Annotated in this window: 16 protein-coding genes; 2 read left to right on the top strand and 14 right to left on the bottom strand. The window is 49.4% G+C overall.

Annotated features, from left to right (window positions below):
• Nucleotides 1-101 precede the first annotated feature (101 nt).
• Together ACOZB4_RS11700 and ACOZB4_RS11705 are read left to right on the top strand one after the other, a co-directional pair.
• A complete protein-coding gene (locus ACOZB4_RS11700; protein ID WP_422759540.1) occupies nucleotides 102-1,190 on the top strand; it encodes a glycosyltransferase in 1,089 nt (362 codons plus the stop codon).
• Nucleotides 1,187-1,504, top strand: a complete 318-nt coding sequence (locus tag ACOZB4_RS11705) for a hypothetical protein (protein ID WP_379414889.1) — start codon at nucleotides 1,187-1,189, stop codon at nucleotides 1,502-1,504. The genes ACOZB4_RS11700 and ACOZB4_RS11705 overlap by 4 nt, the downstream gene beginning before the upstream one ends.
• Here ACOZB4_RS11705 and ACOZB4_RS11710 read toward each other — a convergent pair.
• The 14 genes from ACOZB4_RS11710 to fba form a co-directional block, all read right to left on the bottom strand.
• Entirely contained in the window at nucleotides 1,497-3,632 is a 2,136-nt protein-coding gene (locus ACOZB4_RS11710; RefSeq protein WP_379414886.1) for an Ig-like domain-containing protein, read from the bottom strand. The genes ACOZB4_RS11705 and ACOZB4_RS11710 overlap by 8 nt on opposite strands.
• A 209-nt stretch (nucleotides 3,633-3,841) precedes the next feature.
• Nucleotides 3,842-4,426: a CDP-diacylglycerol--glycerol-3-phosphate 3-phosphatidyltransferase gene (gene pgsA, locus ACOZB4_RS11715; protein ID WP_379414884.1), complete on the bottom strand. Its 585-nt coding sequence runs from the start codon at nucleotides 4,424-4,426 to the stop codon at nucleotides 3,842-3,844.
• A 46-nt stretch (nucleotides 4,427-4,472) separates the two neighbouring features.
• Complete coding sequence (gene fosB / locus ACOZB4_RS11720; protein ID WP_379414882.1) at nucleotides 4,473-4,898, bottom strand: metallothiol transferase FosB; 426 nt, start codon at nucleotides 4,896-4,898, stop codon at nucleotides 4,473-4,475.
• Nucleotides 4,895-5,593 (bottom strand): HAD family hydrolase, encoded by a 699-nt coding sequence (locus tag ACOZB4_RS11725; protein ID WP_379414879.1) that lies wholly within the window; start codon nucleotides 5,591-5,593, stop codon nucleotides 4,895-4,897. Before ACOZB4_RS11725 ends, fosB begins: the two co-directional genes overlap by 4 nt.
• A gap of 18 nt (nucleotides 5,594-5,611) precedes the next feature.
• On the bottom strand, nucleotides 5,612-6,091 hold the full coding sequence (locus ACOZB4_RS11730) for an 8-oxo-dGTP diphosphatase (RefSeq protein ID WP_215163160.1): 480 nt from the start codon (nucleotides 6,089-6,091) through the stop codon (nucleotides 5,612-5,614).
• Nucleotides 6,092-6,396: 305 nt separating this feature from the next.
• Nucleotides 6,397-7,941: a choice-of-anchor Q domain-containing protein gene (locus ACOZB4_RS11735; RefSeq protein WP_379414877.1), complete on the bottom strand. Its 1,545-nt coding sequence runs from the start codon at nucleotides 7,939-7,941 to the stop codon at nucleotides 6,397-6,399.
• Between the two features lie 52 nt (nucleotides 7,942-7,993).
• On the bottom strand, nucleotides 7,994-8,947 hold the full coding sequence (locus tag ACOZB4_RS11740; RefSeq protein ID WP_379414875.1) for a carbohydrate kinase family protein: 954 nt from the start codon (nucleotides 8,945-8,947) through the stop codon (nucleotides 7,994-7,996).
• Entirely contained in the window at nucleotides 8,944-10,245 is a 1,302-nt protein-coding gene (gene melA / locus ACOZB4_RS11745) for an alpha-galactosidase (protein ID WP_379414872.1), read from the bottom strand. The genes ACOZB4_RS11740 and melA overlap by 4 nt, the downstream gene beginning before the upstream one ends.
• A gap of 24 nt (nucleotides 10,246-10,269) precedes the next feature.
• A complete protein-coding gene (locus ACOZB4_RS11750) occupies nucleotides 10,270-11,094 on the bottom strand; it encodes a carbohydrate ABC transporter permease (RefSeq protein ID WP_379414870.1) in 825 nt (274 codons plus the stop codon).
• Between the two features lie 18 nt (nucleotides 11,095-11,112).
• The gene (locus tag ACOZB4_RS11755; protein ID WP_379414867.1) at nucleotides 11,113-12,048 is read right to left on the bottom strand and encodes a carbohydrate ABC transporter permease; all 936 of its coding nucleotides are present in this window, start codon (nucleotides 12,046-12,048) and stop codon (nucleotides 11,113-11,115) included.
• 15 nt (nucleotides 12,049-12,063) lie between these two features.
• Nucleotides 12,064-13,362, bottom strand: a complete 1,299-nt coding sequence (locus tag ACOZB4_RS11760; protein WP_379414865.1) for an ABC transporter substrate-binding protein — start codon at nucleotides 13,360-13,362, stop codon at nucleotides 12,064-12,066.
• A 68-nt stretch (nucleotides 13,363-13,430) separates the two neighbouring features.
• Entirely contained in the window at nucleotides 13,431-14,231 is an 801-nt protein-coding gene (locus tag ACOZB4_RS11765; protein ID WP_379414863.1) for a DeoR/GlpR family DNA-binding transcription regulator, read from the bottom strand.
• Nucleotides 14,232-14,356: 125 nt separating this feature from the next.
• Nucleotides 14,357-15,286, bottom strand: a complete 930-nt coding sequence (locus ACOZB4_RS11770) for a 1-phosphofructokinase family hexose kinase (RefSeq protein ID WP_379414861.1) — start codon at nucleotides 15,284-15,286, stop codon at nucleotides 14,357-14,359.
• Entirely contained in the window at nucleotides 15,283-16,149 is an 867-nt protein-coding gene (gene fba / locus ACOZB4_RS11775) for a class II fructose-1,6-bisphosphate aldolase (protein ID WP_379414859.1), read from the bottom strand. The genes ACOZB4_RS11770 and fba overlap by 4 nt, the downstream gene beginning before the upstream one ends.
• Between the last annotated feature and the right edge of the window lie 193 nt (nucleotides 16,150-16,342).

Below are 16,342 nucleotides of genomic sequence, written 5' to 3' on the forward strand. Positions count from 1 at the left end.
TACGGTTCATTTCGTAAGCCCACTTGAATATATATCTGGCATATTCTTATGAATCAAAATCATACATGGGGGTAATTTCATTGAACACTATTAGTCTATGCATGATCGTAAAAAACGAGGAACTCGTCTTAAACCGCTGTTTATCCTGTGTTGCCGACATCGTGGATGAGATCATCATTGTCGATACAGGCTCTACCGATCGTACAAAAGAAATCGCAGAATCCTTTACGGAGTTCATCTATGATTTTGAGTGGATTGACGATTTCTCGGCTGCACGAAATTTTGCTTTTAGTAAGGCTACCCAGGACTATATCCTATGGCTCGATGCTGACGATATACTGCTGGAAGAAGACCAGCTCAAGTTAAAAGCGCTAAAAGAAAATCTTACGTCCGACATTGATTCCGTTACTATGCTCTATCATTTAAGCTCAGACGAATTTGGTAATGTCACCTTCAGTCTCCGGCGAAACCGTCTTGTGAAACGAAACCGAGGCTTCCGATGGATCGGACCCGTCCATGAGTATTTAGAGGTCTACGGCAATATTATCAATAGCGATGTCGCGGTTAACCATCTCAGCTCGAAACATGATCCCGATACTGGCCGAAACCTTAGAATCTACGAGAAGCGAGAGACTGCTGACGAATCGTTCACACCGCGAGATTTATTCTATTATGCGAATGAATTAAAGGATCACGGCCAATTCGAGAAGGCTATTGATTATTACGACCAATTTTTACATACGGAAAAAGGTTGGATTGAGGATATCCTCTCTGCCTGCAGCAGGCTATCCGATTGCCATCACGAGCTCGGAAACGGGCAAGCCTCTTTTGAATCCTCTATTAGATCCCTGCATTATGCGCCACCACGGTCAGAATTCTGCTGCCGCATCGGTTACCATTTTTTCGTAAAAAACAACTATGACACAGCCATATATTGGTATAAACTAGCAACCGAGCTTGAGCTGCCTCCGGGTTACATGGGATTTCATAATCCCTCCTTCTCGACCTGGCTGCCTCATCTGCAATTGGCCGTTTGTTATGACCGGATCGGAGCTCATGCTCTTGCGAATCAGCATAATGAGAAGGCGCTTGTCTATCGTCCAGGCGATGAGACGATGCTGGCTAACCAAGAATATTTCCGAAACAAGCTGCAGGAGCTCGAAAGTGACCAAGAGAGGCCAAGCTTATGAAAGCAAAGGAACGCAGACGTGTTCTACTCGGCAGTCCTATACGGCAGAAGCCTGAAATCCTGGACCATTTTCTGACTTCATTACTCCGGCTGGAACAGGACCATCTGGATGTATGCTACTTCTTTATTGATGACAACAACGATGAGTTATCCAGCGCACAATTGAGCCAATTTATGAGGGAGACAAACCATGTTGTAATCCATAGCGCTCAAAACGACGATTACGATTATATCCGCAACGAGACAACCCATAGCAAAAACAACAGCCCGGCAACTAAAAAGCCGGGCTGCTGCTATTCTATTGGATCTATTTGACAGAGACGGTGATGGATACGGTCTTGGAATTGTACTGCCCTTTAATGCGGGCGGTTCCCTTCGCGATCGCTTCAATACGTCCGTTCGTTACTTTGGCAACGCTGGAGTTGCTGGTTGTCCAAACGGCGGTGTCTCCAACATTTGTTTTCGCGCCGGTATCGAATTCAGCAGTAACCGTTACAGTCTTAACGTCACCGGGCTTCAGATTCAGTTTCTTCTCGCTTACCGTCAATTTCTTCAATTTCGGAACTACGTTTACCTTAACTGTAGCCTCTTTGCCTTGGTAAGAACCCGTAATCGTAGCCGTACCTTCGGCAACCGCTTTAACAGACGTTTTGGAAACCGTCACAATCGCGCTGTCCGACGAGCTCCAATTCATCTTGGAGGAGAGAGAAACCGTCTTGCCATTACTGTAGTAGCCTGTAACTTTAATCGATTTGGATTTCTTGATGTTGAGATCGATTTTCTCGGGCTCTACAACGATTTTTACAACTTCCTGTTCAACCACTACCGGAATCTTGATGTCTTTATTCAAGTAAGTTCCTTTCAGTGTCGTCGAACCTTTGGTTAATCCCTTAAGCGTACCGTCCTTGATGACAGCTGCCGAACCCGTCAGTGACCATTCAACGGAGGAGGTCACATCGCTCTCCTTGCCATCTTCAAATACAGCATTTACTTTCGGCAGTGCAATGCTTCTGCCCATAACCAGCTGATACTCTTCTACATCCGGCAGTAGAACCAGCACTTTTTCGTTGACGGTAACCGGCAACGAAGCTACTTCCCTGGAACCGATCTTACCGGTGATTGTTGCAGTACCCGCGTTGATAGCTTTAATTTTGCCGTCTTCGGTCGTTACCACGTTCTCATCGCTGGAAGTCCATTTAACCGCGCTGCTGAAATCCTCTTTCTCGTCGTCCAGAAGCGTTCCCGTCACTTTAGGAAAGGATTTGGATTCGCCTTTCAGCACTTCCACTTCCGTATCGGCTGCCTCAAACTTGGTCACGGTCGGATATACTTTTACCGTGAATTCTTTGCTGATTCCCAAGTAACTCACCTTGATGTTAGAGGTTCCCGAAGCTCTCGCTGTAATCACGCCGCCGTTAACGGATACAGCCAACGGGTTGGATGAGGTCCATTCCCCGGCCACGTCAATGGATTGGGAAGCCGCGTTACGAACCTTGGCTTGTACCGTAATCGAATCATTCATAAACAGAACCGGATTCTTGACGAAATCCGTTTGATCCAGAATCAAAGCTTCATAAGGATTGCGCACATACACATCCAGTTTGGCCGTTGAACCCAGATAGCTCACGCTGATCGTGGATTTACCCAACGCAACCGGTTTTAGCTTGCCGTCCTCAATCGCAGCTACGGATGAATTGGACGATTTGAACTCTATCTTGTCCGTTACGTCCATACCTGTATCGGTCTCCGACTGCTTGGCGAATACTTTCAGCTCAACAGGCGCATCGCCAACCAAGAGCTCCAGATCTTCGCCCGGAACGAACGCAAGCTTCTGGTAAGGTGCAACGACTTTGACCGTGAAGGAAGCCTTCAGTCCTTTGTATTCCGCAGTCACGGTTGCGCTTCCCAAACCTACAAGGGTCAGTTCACCTTTGCTTACTTTCACTACGCTGTCGTCGGAAGTGGTCCACTTCGCTTCCGTGGTTACGTCGCTCGTTCCGTCAGCCAATGCTTTAACGGTTAGACCTTCCGTTCCAAGCTTATGTTCCACTTTATCCGGCTGATCCAGTTTAAACTCGTCAATGGCAAATTTTACGTCTACGTCAATCGTCTTGATCGCGCCCTTGTACTTGGCCGTGATTCGGGCCGTACCTTTCTCCAGTGGAATGATGAGTCCACCGTCAACCTTTACGATTCTCGTGTTGGACGAAGTCCACGTCGACTCATTGGTTACATCCTTCTTCGTAGAAGAGCCTTCAATGTTAGCCAATACTCGAAGTTGTTCCGATGTTTCTTTAACGGTTAAGTAAATTTTGCTCTCGTTCGTATCAAATTCAATCGACGTTACGTCCCCGGAGGCGGCGAATACGCTGGTTGGAAAAACCATCGCCAACATCATCACAACGACAAGAAACATCTTCGTTGTCTTTCTGTTTAAGCTCATTTATTTCTCTCCTTTGTACCTTCTGTCTCTCAGGCTTATTTTCAGTCTATCTCTATATCGACAGTCCCGGATTAAATCGTTACCTTCTGACGCCAAAATAGGCACAAAGTAGGATAATTTCCCAACACCGAATCCCGAAAAAATCCGGCGTGATAAAGTGGACAGCTGTCCCTGTCAGTCAAGCCGGTTTAAACGGTCATCTTGCTTAATCAGTTCAATTTTATGAGTTTATAATTGTTCAACAGATAATGGATGCCCGAGTATATTGTCAAGGCTACTGCTGCAAGCATAAGAAATTCGTCCACTTGAATCATAGTGACGAGCTGAAACGGATAATTATCCAACAATACCGCCGCAATGGCTACCACCTGAAGCACCATTTTCAATTTGCCGAGACTGTCAGCGGACAATGCGATTCCCTGCTCGGATGCGACCATCCTAAGCCCTGTGATAACAAATTCCCGCGCGATGATGACAACGGCTATCCATGTCGCAACCATCCCTGATTGAACCATCATGATTAAGGCGACCGATATGAGCAGTTTATCCGCGAGCGGGTCCAGTAATTTTCCGAGATTCGTAATTTGATTGTATTTCCTCGCGATATAACCGTCCAGCTTGTCCGTAGCCGAAGCAAGAAGGAATATACCCAGCGCGATGTTGGTTCCATAAACATGAATGAATCCGAAAAAGCCGCTCTTCTCGGTCAACCATAATGGGTATTCTGCAAAAAAAAGAATAAATAATGGAATCAACAGCATTCTGGCTATCGTAATACGGTTGGCAAGGTTCATCGGCTCATCTCCTCGATCTGCAATTGGAATCGTTCGTTTCTGCTAACTATTCGGCATCGTAAAAGATCATATGCTCTTTATCCGCGCGGTAATAATCCAGCCTGTCTTCCAAGCTGCCCGTATGAAACTCGAACATATGCCCATCCGGGTCCAGAAAGTAGATCGACTTCTTGTCCTTCACATCCCTTGACCTACCCGGCAGAATCTCCACCTGTAGCGCTTGCAGACGCAGCATCGTTGTTTCATAATCCTTCTCTTCCAAGGTAAAGGCAATATGCGTATACGTTCTATTCGAGGTGCTTCTATCGAGATCTTCTTCATTTAAAGCAATCCACAGTCCATTCAAATCGAAATAAGCCAGCTTTCTCCCCTTGACCCGAAGCTTGGCCTCAAACACGTCCCTGTAAAAAGCGATGGACCGTTCCAATTCCGAAACGGAAAAACAAAGATGGTTAATGGCTTGCAGTTTCATGGCTCCGGCGACTCCATTTCTGTGGAAGATTCGATAAGATCCAGAACATGCAGCGGTTGATGGATCTTCTCGTACTCGCTCTCAATAAACGTATTGTACCAGTAAGCATGATACGGCCTTAAACCGGCGCTGCGAGCGCCTCTCAGCTCATCCGATCCGCCATCTCCGATAAACAGGGAATCCTGCGGTGTTACGGACAAGCGCTCACAAGCTAATCGATAGATTTCTTCATTCGGCTTGGCTATCCCAACCTGATAAGAGAAGATGACGTCATCGAAGTAGGGTGCCAATTCGCTCTGCCAAAAAGAAATTACCTCTTCTTTCGAGCAATTGCTGATCAAGCCCAGCTTCAGACCCCTTTTACGCAAAAGTTCCAGCATTCTGCATATCTCATTCGATATCCTATTGAAAGGGATTTTCTTCTCGCTGACTCTCGACTGATAAAGGAACTCCACGTGTTCCTGAGGATAGAGCAAACTCCGCGAAACCAGAATGTCACGGATTACCGAATGATAGTCGGGAAAATGCCCATTCATTCTTCGCTCGAAACGGGTTCTCCACTCCTGTTTAAACTCCGCTTCCGATAAACCGAGTCTATACATATAGTCATAGGATCTCTTGGATAACCGCTTGCCGTATGCAAACTCCGTGATTAACGTCTCGTACAAATCGAAAAACACCGCCCTGACCGCCATACCGCACAGCTCCCTTCGTTAATCAACGACACCCGCCGCCTGGGGCAATCCAGTCGGATACCGCTTGACCGTTTCATCCAGAACAATCCCTGCCTTCTCGTCCCAAATCTCGCTTAATTCAAATGTACCCTCTTCAAAAAACAAAGGAAACCGGCGTTTAAACCAATCCTGCATGGGCAGTTTCAATGCCTCTTCCCTGTCCACCCATAATAGCTCCCCTTCAGGTGGATGCTCCAGCAATTCCCCTTCAAAGGAAGTGGCCAAATAATTAAACACCATATACCGCAGCCCTGTATTCGGCTCACACGATTCCTCAAGGCCTTTATAGATGATGTCCTTTACAATCAAGCCGGTTTCTTCCCGCACCTCCCGAATGGCTCCGTTGACAATGCTTTCCGGAAAATCCACTTTGCCACCGGGCGCAATATAACCGGGAAATCCTTTGGCATCCGGTCTATTCATCAGCAGGATTCGGCTTCCGTCTTGGATCATGCACATGGTGTACAACTTCACTTTGGTCTGCAACCTAATCCCTCATTCCTAACGATTCTACTTGGTTATAGTATACAACCGGAAGCGATTCATTGAAATTCTTCATTTATATCTTCCAGCAGGAATCCACATGAAATGGAAATCCAGCACCAAAAAAAACGAGCAGCTTTGCACATCTGCTCGTTCATATGATTTCATGGTAGCCATTACCTAATCATTTACTTTCTCGCTCTTGTCACACTGGATGTGAATTGGAAAAGGGAATGCATAGGGGGCAAACCCCATCCCTATGCATTCCCTTCATCGTACTTCTACTCATATGCGCCGATGTTCACAGCGTTCCCTTGCACTCTTGGCTGCCCGTCAATGTCCTGCGTTCCGATGATGGCCGTATCCGTCGATCCGGCATCGATCGCCGGGGACGAAGACTGGAGATGGAAGTCGCCTCCGGCAGCGTTGACAAATTTAGGATCTATAAACAAAGAATGCACGTCGTTACCGGTTCCCGCTTTATATGCGGAGAAGCCTGTGTAATCTTTATTTTTCCATGTCCAGTATGCGTCAGCACTGCCGCCGGGAGCGAAGTATAGATTATAATCGACGACGTTCCCGGAATTCTTGGTGTATTCGTTGTAGATCAGCACGTCCGTAGAGCTGGCCACAAAGATATTGTTCTTGATCACGTTATTTTGCGTATCGTACTGAACATAGAGCTGGCCGCTTCCATCGCCCAAAGTATCGTTTTTGTACACGGTGTTGTTCACCACCTTGCAATTCACCGTTGAGCCGCGCTGTTTATCGTAACCGCCCATGGCGATACCGGTCAGCCGGTTGCTGTACACCAGGTTGCTGCGAACCGTAATATTGCTGGTAGCTTTGCCGGCATGCTCGGAGGCAATTTCAATGCCGATGTCATTATTGTAGCTGTAGTTCTGCTCAATGATGCTGTCTTTGCCGCCATCAACATAAATACCGCCGGCTGAATTACTGTTATTCGGGAGCGTTTTCCCATAAGAAGGATTGGTGTTGGAAGAAATGTTGTATACCCGGTTGCCCTTCACCAAGCCATTACGGGCCTGATCATAAGCTGCATTCGGCGCTTTCCCCTCGAAACCGATAATATCGATCCCGATGTTGTCGTTATCGTGAATGAGATTGTCCGTCACCGCAAAGGTATCCACATTGCCATTCAGTACCAGTGATTCGCTGGAACCCAGGACAAGATTGTACAACTCATTGCCGTGAATCGTAATGTCGTGAATCGATTCCGGAGCTTTTGTACCGTATACGGCGATACCATGAGCATCCCTGCCAAGCAAATCGCTGCCGGTTGGCGTGGCCGTGCTCTTGATATCATGGATCTTGTTGTTGGTCAGATTAATGAAGCCGCCTGAACCGTGGACATAAATCCCCACAGGCATCACGTTTCTGGAAGTCGTGGTATAGTTGCGAATCTCAAAGCCCTGAATGGTAATGTAATTAACATCGGTCATCTCGATAAGCCCTTCGATCCCATTGACTGAAAGTCCAGTACCATCGATGATTGGTTTCTCCGAACCATAGTTCGAGAAGACAATGGGGCCTTGTGAAGCCGTACCGGAGCGTGTTATCTTCAACTTCTGATTGTATACGCCTTCCCGAACATAGACTGTGCTGCCTGGAACAGCCTCGTCAGCCGCATGCTGAAGCGTTTTCCATGGCGCACTGCTCGTCCCCGGATTGGAGTCGCTGCCGCCCGTCGCCACATAATATTCGGTGCCTGCCGCCGAAACGGCGGGGGGTTGCACATTCCAAACTGTTAAACCCAGTACAGCCATGCTTAATCCCGCCAGCAAAATTTTGCCAATTTTCAACACAATCTCTCATCTCCCATTTTTAATTTGATTACGTAAGCCAAAAGTTCACTAATCAAGCATGCCCTGCCTGCAAACGGAATACGGTTTCCGTGGTCGGTAGATTCCCGGTGCCGCCGATCCCAAGGGTCGATAGCGCCCCACATGCGTTAGCAAATTGCAGCAGTTCCACACCGCCGAGACCTTGCAAATAACCGTAAATGATCCCCGCGTTGAAGCAGTCGCCCGCCCCTGTCGTATCCACCGGAGTTACAACGTACGGCTCGGCTGATATCGCGGTTCCGTCATGCTGGCGCAGCGACGCCCCTCTAGAGCCTTGCTTGACCGCAGCCATTCCCGCCACCGGAGGGAGCATAGTCTCAAGCACACTTGTGACACGGTCCGCCGGGAAAATATGCAGCAGTTCATCCTCGCTCGGAATAAATAAATCCGTTTCCGCGAGCAGCGCGCTGATTCCCTCGCGATCCCACTGATTGCCTACATCCCAGCCCGTATCAAATGAAGTGCTGACGCCGCCCGAACGCAGCCGCTTGAATAGCTCCAGCCAATGGGGTCTCATCCCGTCCTGCAAATAATAGGAGCCGAAGTGCAGATGAGTTGCCTTCCTTAGCAACGACTCCGGAATATAGTCCGGCGTCAATAGCGGAATGCTTCCGGCATAGGTTAACAATCCCCGGTCAGCGGGTGTGGAGAAGGATAGCGTGACGCCTGTCTTGATTCCCGGCAACGCAGCGACATGCTCCGTATTGACACCCATACGCTCCAGTTCGCTCGTACAGAACTTGCCGAAATCATCATCCCCTACCACGCTGACAAACCTTACATCTGCTCCCAGGCTTGCCAAGGCGCAGGCCGTGATCGCCGAAGAGGAGCCGAGCACAACTTCGAATCCGTCGACCATCTTCTCCCGGTTCCATTCCGGTATGACATCCTCGCTGGAAACAATGATATCCACGTTCAGTTCACCGGCAACGACAACAACAGGTGTTGCAGCCTTGGACTCCATCATTTCAATACCGGAACAAAGCCCCGTTCCGCCTCGTACAGCTCTTCGAACATACGGCTGATTTCATCCAGCGAGCAGACCGCTGCGGACAGCGGGTCCACCATTAGCGCATGGCGGGCCATTTCCTTATCACCTGTCAGCACAGCTCCCACCGCCAGATCAAAGAATGCCATGTTCGAGCGGCACAATGCGGCAAGATGCTCAGGAAGTCTCCCGAAACGGCAAGGATTGACGCCATTACGATCAACCATGCACGCCACCTCAACTACGCCGTCGGACGGTAAATTTTCGATGAGACCCCGGTTAGGAACATTGCCGTAGATCACTTTCGGCTCATTCTTCAATACAGCCTCAATTATGATGGCTGCGTATTCATTGCTGGATTGCAGCTCCAGCGGAACCTTGCCCTCCAACTGCTGAACGATTTTCTCATCGTTCTCTTTGCGCCAAATGGGCCAATTATCGGCATAAAAACCAGTTGCACCGTTATAGCCCGAATTGCAGTGCAGATCAATTAGCGATTGGCGTTTCCGGTAATACGGAATATACTCCGAGAAATGGCCGCTCGATTCCGAGACGAAGGCGCCCAGGTACTTCATCGCGTCAAACCGGACCGGGTCCTGCCGCAGCAGCTCCGGATCCTTTACTTTGTCAAGCAGGACAGGATACAGGTCTTTTCCGGCATGCGTCAGTTCCACGAACCAGGACATGTGGTTAATTCCGCCGGCTCTCCATTTCATTTCTTCATAAGGAATTCCGGTATATTCCGCCAGTTGGCTGGACGTGTTCTGAATGGAGTGGCACAGTCCGACCACCGGAATGTCCGTGATCCGGGAAGTCAGGAGCGTAACCGCAGACATAGGATTGGTATAGTTAAGTATCATACAATCCGGACACAGCTCTTCGATATCCCGAACGATCTCCATCCAGCTTGGAAGAGTGCGCAGGGTTTTAAACAGGCCGCCCGGTCCCAACGTATCGCCGATGCACTGATTGACCCCATATTTCAGCGGAATTTCATATTCATAACGGACCGTCTCCAACCCGCCGACCTCAATCTGGTTAATCACAAACTGGGAACCGCCGATTACTTCCCTGCGGTCCGTGGAGGCAATGACCTCCCAGCGTTTCCCCGTCATTTCTATAATTTTAAGCACCAGCTTGCGCGCGATCTCGAGCCGCTGCTCATCGATATCGACCAAAGCGATCGTGCCGCCCTCCAGTCCTTCAATCAAGAGGATATCCATGGTGATTTCCTGAGTAAACGCACTGCCTGCACCGATAATTGAAATTTTGGTCATAGCTCTTCTCCCCGCCTTTTCTCTTTATTTCATGCCTGTCATCGTCAGGCCTTTGATGAATTGCTTCTGGAAGATCAGGAATACAATAATAACCGGTATCGTAATCAAGACAGCCGCAGACATGACGACGTTGTAATTGACCATATGTGTCCCGTTAAAATACACCAGCGCCAGCGGAACGGTCATTTTACTCGTATCATTCAACACAATCAGCGGCCACAGGTAATTGTTCCATGAGTTCATGAACGTGAATATCCCCAGCGCCGACAGCATCGGCAGGATGAGCGGCGTAATAATGCGAAGCATGACCTTGAACTCGCCCGCTCCGTCCATTCTTGCGGCATCCAACAGCTCCTGCGGAATATCCTCGATGAATTGCTTGGCCAGAAACACACCGTATGAGCTGACCAGATTAGGCAAAACAATCGCCATCAGATTGTTAACCAATCCAAGCTTTGCCGTAATAAGATAGGTCGGAATCATAATGACCTGGAACGGAATCATCATCGTGGCCAGGACCAGAATGAACAGCAGTTTCTTCCCCTTGAATTGATGCTTGGCGAAAATATACCCCGTAAGTGAACTGGTAAATAAAGTGGTGATTGTAATGACCACGGAGGTCACCAAACTGTTGAACAGCCACTGTCCAAATGGCGCATCGCGGAAGACCGTCCGATAACCGTCCAGGCTGACCTCCCGGGGGAGAAACCCGCTGTTCGCCGATACGATCTCCAGATTGCTTTTCAGTGAGGACAGCACCATCCATGCATAAGGCAGCAGCATAATACAGGCGGCTACCGCCAGCACCGCGATGAGAACCCCGTCCCAAACACTACGTCTGTAAGGCATAGGCTAGATATCCTCCTCTCAATATTCCCACTGGGTACGTCCCCATCTCAGTTGCAGCAAAGTGACCAGTAAAATGATCACCAGGAACACGGTCGCCATAGCCGAGGCGTATCCCATATTCGAGTTGGAGAACGCCTGGTCATAAATATGCAGCGCCAGCACCCGCGTCTCATTGAAGGGCTCCCCCTTGGTCATGATCTGGAACTGAGGGAATGCCTGGAAATAAGAGACGACCGTAGTCACGGAGACGAACAGCATCGTTCTGCGCAGCAGCGGCAGCGTGATCCGGCGGAAAATATGCCAGCGGCTCGCGCCTTCCAGGATCGCCGCTTCGTAGTACATGTCCGGAATAGAATCAAGACCGGCTATGAAGAGGACGATGTTATAGCCAATGTCGGCCCACAGGGTCATCATAATGACGGAATACAGCGCATAGTGCGGATCGCTGAGCCACTCGATCGGGGCGACATTCACCTTGGACAACAGCATATTGAACAGGCCGTTGTTATAATTGAACATGGTGTTCCATACGATGGCCGTCCCTGCAAGCGGCGCAATCGTCGGGAGAAAAAATACGGTTCGGAACAAATTTTTAAGCCAGCGAATTCTGACCCGCTGGATGGCCGAAGCAATCAGTAGCGTGATGATGATATTGACCAGCACGGTAATCGCCACGAATTTGAAGGTAACCCACAGCGACTTCAGAAAGACGGCATCCTCAAACATGCGGATATAATTTTCCGCTCCTACGAACAATGCATTCGAACTGAGCGGATCATACTTAAACACGGACAATCCCAGGCTCCATGCAATGGGAAGGAAAGCAAACACAGCGAACAGCAGCAAAATCGGTGCCAGCGAAATGACGATAAATTTCCGCTTCCCCCTGGATCCCACCATCTCGCCTGCCGCCCTAACATTTCCGGCCCTGTTGGTGGGTATGCCATTACTCATACCAGAACACCCCTATCACTTATGTTGATCTTGACTATCGTTTATGGCCTTTTCGATGTTCGCCAGTCCGTCCTCCACACTTCGTTGCCCGCTTACCATCATCTGAAAGTTGTCATTCACTTGCTTGAAGAAGTAATCCCGGTCCGCTACAGGGCCAATCCATTGGCCTAGCTGCAATATTTCCAACGAAGTTTTCATGAAAGGGTTATTTTTCGAAAATTCAGGGCTTTCCGCTATTTCTTTTTTGGCTGGAACCGTAAAGGTGTCTGTATTCCAAGCAGCAAGGTTGTCATTCTCCGAGACGTACCGGATGAACTCAAGCGCAGCTTCCTGCTGTTTGCTATTCTGTGCCACCGTAAGCCCCCAGCCGGATTCAGCCGCGAAGACAGGCGGGTTGTCCGTAAAGGACGGCACAGGCACATATTCAAAATCGTTTACGTTATAGCTGCCCAGCCCCACGGCGATAGCCCAGGGACCACGATAAGTCATAGCTGAATTCCCTTGGTAGAAATAGTCGGACGTATCCAACTCCCCGCCGAATGCGGTAAAATCCGCCACTTTATCATCGGCAACCAGCGATACTAATGCGGACATTGCCTGCTTCGCTTCCGGAGTACCGAAATTGACATGTCCATCCTCGCCCCAATAGGTTCCGCCCTGTTGCAGAATCAAAGACAGGAAAGTGAAGGTGATATTGTCCTTTGACACGAAGTCAAAGCCTTTAACTTTGATCGCGTCGCCTTCCCGGACGGTCAACTTTTTCGCGTAATCCACAAGCTCAGCCCAAGTGGACGGCGGGCTCTTAAGGCTTTGTTCCTCCAGCATTTTCGGATGGATAAGCATTCCGCCGTTTTCAATGTTGTATTCAAGCGGCAACCCATAAAGCTTATTGTCTCGCAGATACCCGCCGAGCGGGGCGTCATAATACTCTTTCTTTACATTTTCACTATCGGGGATTTCGACTAGCATATTGTTCTTTGAATATTCAGGAACCCATGTGCCGAACATTTCGGCAATATCGGGTGGATTTTTAGCGGAGAACGAAGCTTTGAGCTTCTGATTGTATACGTCATACGGAAAGGTCTGAATTTCAATCTCCACATCAGGGTGTGAAGTTTGATAGTTTGCGATCAACTTCTTGTAAGCTTTGACAATCGAATCTTCCTGATGGCTCCAAAACACCAGCTTCACCTTGCCCTTGTCTTGCGAATCTGCGAGCGTGTTGCTGCCGGAATTGGCCCCGCTTGAACAGCCTGTTGCGGTAAATACAACACAAAACATCGCAATCATCAGCATAAACTTGGAATATCGCATCAATATATCCTCCCATAACCTGTATATTGGCCTGTTCGCGAGGGGGAGGTCATGAGAAGAAAGCGCTATTAGGTAGAAGCAGTATGGTCTATGGTTGTATGTACGGCAATCTGCTGTTCCCTGCACGCTTGCTCAAACCAACCCTCGGGCTGCTTATTCGTAATTACTCCCGTCACCTGTCTCAAGGGAGTAATGGTAAACAAAGCGCTTTTCTCCAGCTTGCTTTGGTCGAATACAGCATATACTTCACTGGAACGTTCGATCATTAATTGGGCAATACGGGCTTCAAGCTCGGAATGCATCGTAAATCCGTGATTCAGCGATACTCCGTCTACCCCGAGAAACATCTTCGTAACATTAATTCTGTCGATCACATTCTCCGCAAGCGGACCGCTTAACTCATAGCTCTTGGCACGCATGACGCCGCCAATCACTACCACCTGGATGTCTTCGGAATCGGCCAGCTCAAAAGCAATGTTCACCGCATTAGTGACAATAGTGATATTACGGCGGCTCTTCAGAGCTTTCGCAATAAAGAACGTCGTTGTACCCCCCGTCAGGCAAATGATGTCTCCTTCTTCCACCAAACTCGCTGCGGCTTCGGCAATTCGTTCCTTGTCCTGCCGCTTGAAATCGCGCTTATCCGCAAACGGCAATTCCGCTGCCGACTGCATCAGCAATCCTTCATAAATAGCTCCTCCGGTGGTGCGGATAATCCCTCCTGATTTCTCAAGCATATCCAAATCGCGTCTTGCGGTGGCTTCCGAGCAGCCAACGACCTCGATAATTTCCTGTAACGATATTTTTCCGTGCTCTTTTATTAGTTCCAGCGTTTTCGCTCTGCGGAGTTCACCTTTTGAATATTGCATAACTCTCTCCTTTGAAATAACTGGGGCCGTAACCCGTTTTAGCTCTATTTTGGAGGATGAAAGGATAGATTGCAATATATGCCGAAATGAACTTGAATCCTGCAAAAAATCAGTTGTAAACGCATTCACAAAACTTGAACATTGACCTGCCGGGCATATTCACGGAAAAGTGTGTAGTCGATGTCTCCCGCTCGATCCGACATCGCATTCGCCGCAGCTGCAGCGGCGGCCACGCGGAGCCTCTTCACGGCCGAATCGCCGCATTCTTCCGCATACGCCATACCGGCAACGAAGGCGTCGCCGCAGCCCACCGTATTCACGCTCTTGATGACCGGAGGCGTGACCAGATACCCTTCTCCTTCCAGGATCGCGATCGCTCCCCGGCTGCCGAGCGTAACGCACACCTGAACAATTCCCTGATCTGCCAGCATCTGCGCGGCCTGAGTCCATTCACTTGTCCCTCGCGGTTCGCGTCCCAGCCAACCGGCTAATTCCTGCTCGTTCGGCTTCACGAAGTACGGCAGTGCGAGCAGCCCTTCGCTTAAAGCCGCCCCGCTGGTGTCCAGGAAGGCTCGCGCGCCTGCGGACCGGATGATACCGACCAGCTCTGCGTACAGACCGTCCCCCGCGCCCGCAGGCAGACTGCCGGACAGTACGACCACGCTGGATTGCAAGGCAAGCCTATGCAGCGTTTCCTTGATCCCGGAAGCTTCGATTTCCGTAATGCTCGGCCCTTGTCCGAGCAGTTCGGTCGAGCTTCCGCTGGATTCATCCAGAATGTTGAGACAGACCCGCGACTCTCCAGCCGCCTGGACAAATGCGGTCTGTATACCTCGTTCTGCAAGGCTGCTCTCAATAAATGTGCCGCTCGCGCCGGCGATGATGCCGGTAGCTGTCACTTGCCCGCCGAGCTGCCGGATCACCTTGGCGACATTGTTGCCTTTGCCCCCCGGCTCGTCGACCTGACGGGCCACCCGATGCACTTCGCCTGCGCGAAATTGGCTGACATAATAAGTTCTGTCAATGGCTGCGTTGAGCGTAACCGTAGTGATCATCTGGCAACGCCGGCTTTGCCGATGCTTCCGCAGAGCTGCATTTTTTCCATAGCCAGACGTTTGACCGCTTCCTTAGCCGGAACCATGTATTTACGAGGATCATTCTCTTCAGGATGGGCCGAAAATACTCCTTTGATCGCATCAGAGAACGCAATACGCAGCTCGGTTGCAATGTTCACCTTGGACATCCCCAGCGATACCGCCTGATGAATTTGCTCGGCCGGAATGCCTGACCCGCCGTGCAGCACCAATGGAACCTCTACACGATCCGCTATACGCGCAATCCGCTCAAAATCAATATTCGGCTTGCCTTTGTAAATGCCATGGGCCGTTCCGATGGCGGGCGCCAATGTCGTTACACCCGTACGCTCAACGAACAGGCTGCATTCTGCGGGGTCGGCCAATGAAGCATGCTGCTCATCCACGACGATATCATCCTCAACGCCGCCGACCTTACCGAGTTCCGCCTCCACATTCACGCCGGAAGCCAGGGCTACCTCCATCACTTTGCAGGTCTGTCTAACATTCTCCTCAAAAGAGTGCATAGAGGCATCAATCATGACTGAGGTGTAGCCGGCCTGTATACATTTGATAATCGTCGAGAAATCAGTGCAATGATCCAGATGCAGAGCAATCGGAAGATTGGTCCGGTCCGCAGCGGTCTTAACCGCATGGGCAATGTAATCCGGACCCAGATGTTTGACCGTCCCGACCGTGGATTGAATAATTAGCGGAGAGTCCGTTTCGACCGCCGCTTCAACCACAGCTTGAAGCATTTCCAGGGTGTGCACATTAAACGCGGCGACGGCATATTTGTCCCTCCGTGCAATTTGCAGCATTTCAGTAGATGAGATGAGTGGCATGCATATCCCCCTTATTAATTTTTCGCTGCAGCACCGAGCTTGCAAATCATAAGGTCGCATTCTGCAGCTGTCTGAACAGTAGCGCCTCCCTTCCACTAGGAAATTGCATTAGCAGAAGCAAGTAATTAATTTGATGTTTATGATCATAATAATCTCTTATATCGATTAAATCAATCATTTTATAAAAATTTTT

The sequence above is a fragment of the Paenibacillus sp. NPDC058898 genome (genome assembly GCF_049316025.1).
Classification (GTDB): Bacteria; Bacillota; Bacilli; order Paenibacillales; family Paenibacillaceae; genus Paenibacillus_AQ.

What these genes read in the sequence shown, in the direction of transcription:
- ACOZB4_RS11700 (WP_422759540.1), top strand. Translation starts at nt 102, where the DNA reads ATGATCGTAAAAAACGAGGAACTCGTCTTAAACCGCTGTTTATCCTGT.
- ACOZB4_RS11705 (WP_379414889.1), top strand. Translation starts at nt 1,187, where the DNA reads ATGAAAGCAAAGGAACGCAGACGTGTTCTACTCGGCAGTCCTATACGG.
- ACOZB4_RS11710 (WP_379414886.1), bottom strand. Translation starts at nt 3,632, where the DNA reads ATGAGCTTAAACAGAAAGACAACGAAGATGTTTCTTGTCGTTGTGATG.
- pgsA (WP_379414884.1), bottom strand. Translation starts at nt 4,426, where the DNA reads ATGAACCTTGCCAACCGTATTACGATAGCCAGAATGCTGTTGATTCCA.
- fosB (WP_379414882.1), bottom strand. Translation starts at nt 4,898, where the DNA reads ATGAAACTGCAAGCCATTAACCATCTTTGTTTTTCCGTTTCGGAATTG.
- ACOZB4_RS11725 (WP_379414879.1), bottom strand. Translation starts at nt 5,593, where the DNA reads ATGGCGGTCAGGGCGGTGTTTTTCGATTTGTACGAGACGTTAATCACG.
- ACOZB4_RS11730 (WP_215163160.1), bottom strand. Translation starts at nt 6,091, where the DNA reads ATGTGCATGATCCAAGACGGAAGCCGAATCCTGCTGATGAATAGACCG.
- ACOZB4_RS11740 (WP_379414875.1), bottom strand. Translation starts at nt 8,947, where the DNA reads ATGATGGAGTCCAAGGCTGCAACACCTGTTGTTGTCGTTGCCGGTGAA.
- melA (WP_379414872.1), bottom strand. Translation starts at nt 10,245, where the DNA reads ATGACCAAAATTTCAATTATCGGTGCAGGCAGTGCGTTTACTCAGGAA.
- ACOZB4_RS11750 (WP_379414870.1), bottom strand. Translation starts at nt 11,094, where the DNA reads ATGCCTTACAGACGTAGTGTTTGGGACGGGGTTCTCATCGCGGTGCTG.
- ACOZB4_RS11755 (WP_379414867.1), bottom strand. Translation starts at nt 12,048, where the DNA reads ATGAGTAATGGCATACCCACCAACAGGGCCGGAAATGTTAGGGCGGCA.
- ACOZB4_RS11760 (WP_379414865.1), bottom strand. Translation starts at nt 13,362, where the DNA reads ATGCGATATTCCAAGTTTATGCTGATGATTGCGATGTTTTGTGTTGTA.
- ACOZB4_RS11765 (WP_379414863.1), bottom strand. Translation starts at nt 14,231, where the DNA reads ATGCAATATTCAAAAGGTGAACTCCGCAGAGCGAAAACGCTGGAACTA.
- ACOZB4_RS11770 (WP_379414861.1), bottom strand. Translation starts at nt 15,286, where the DNA reads ATGATCACTACGGTTACGCTCAACGCAGCCATTGACAGAACTTATTAT.
- fba (WP_379414859.1), bottom strand. Translation starts at nt 16,149, where the DNA reads ATGCCACTCATCTCATCTACTGAAATGCTGCAAATTGCACGGAGGGAC.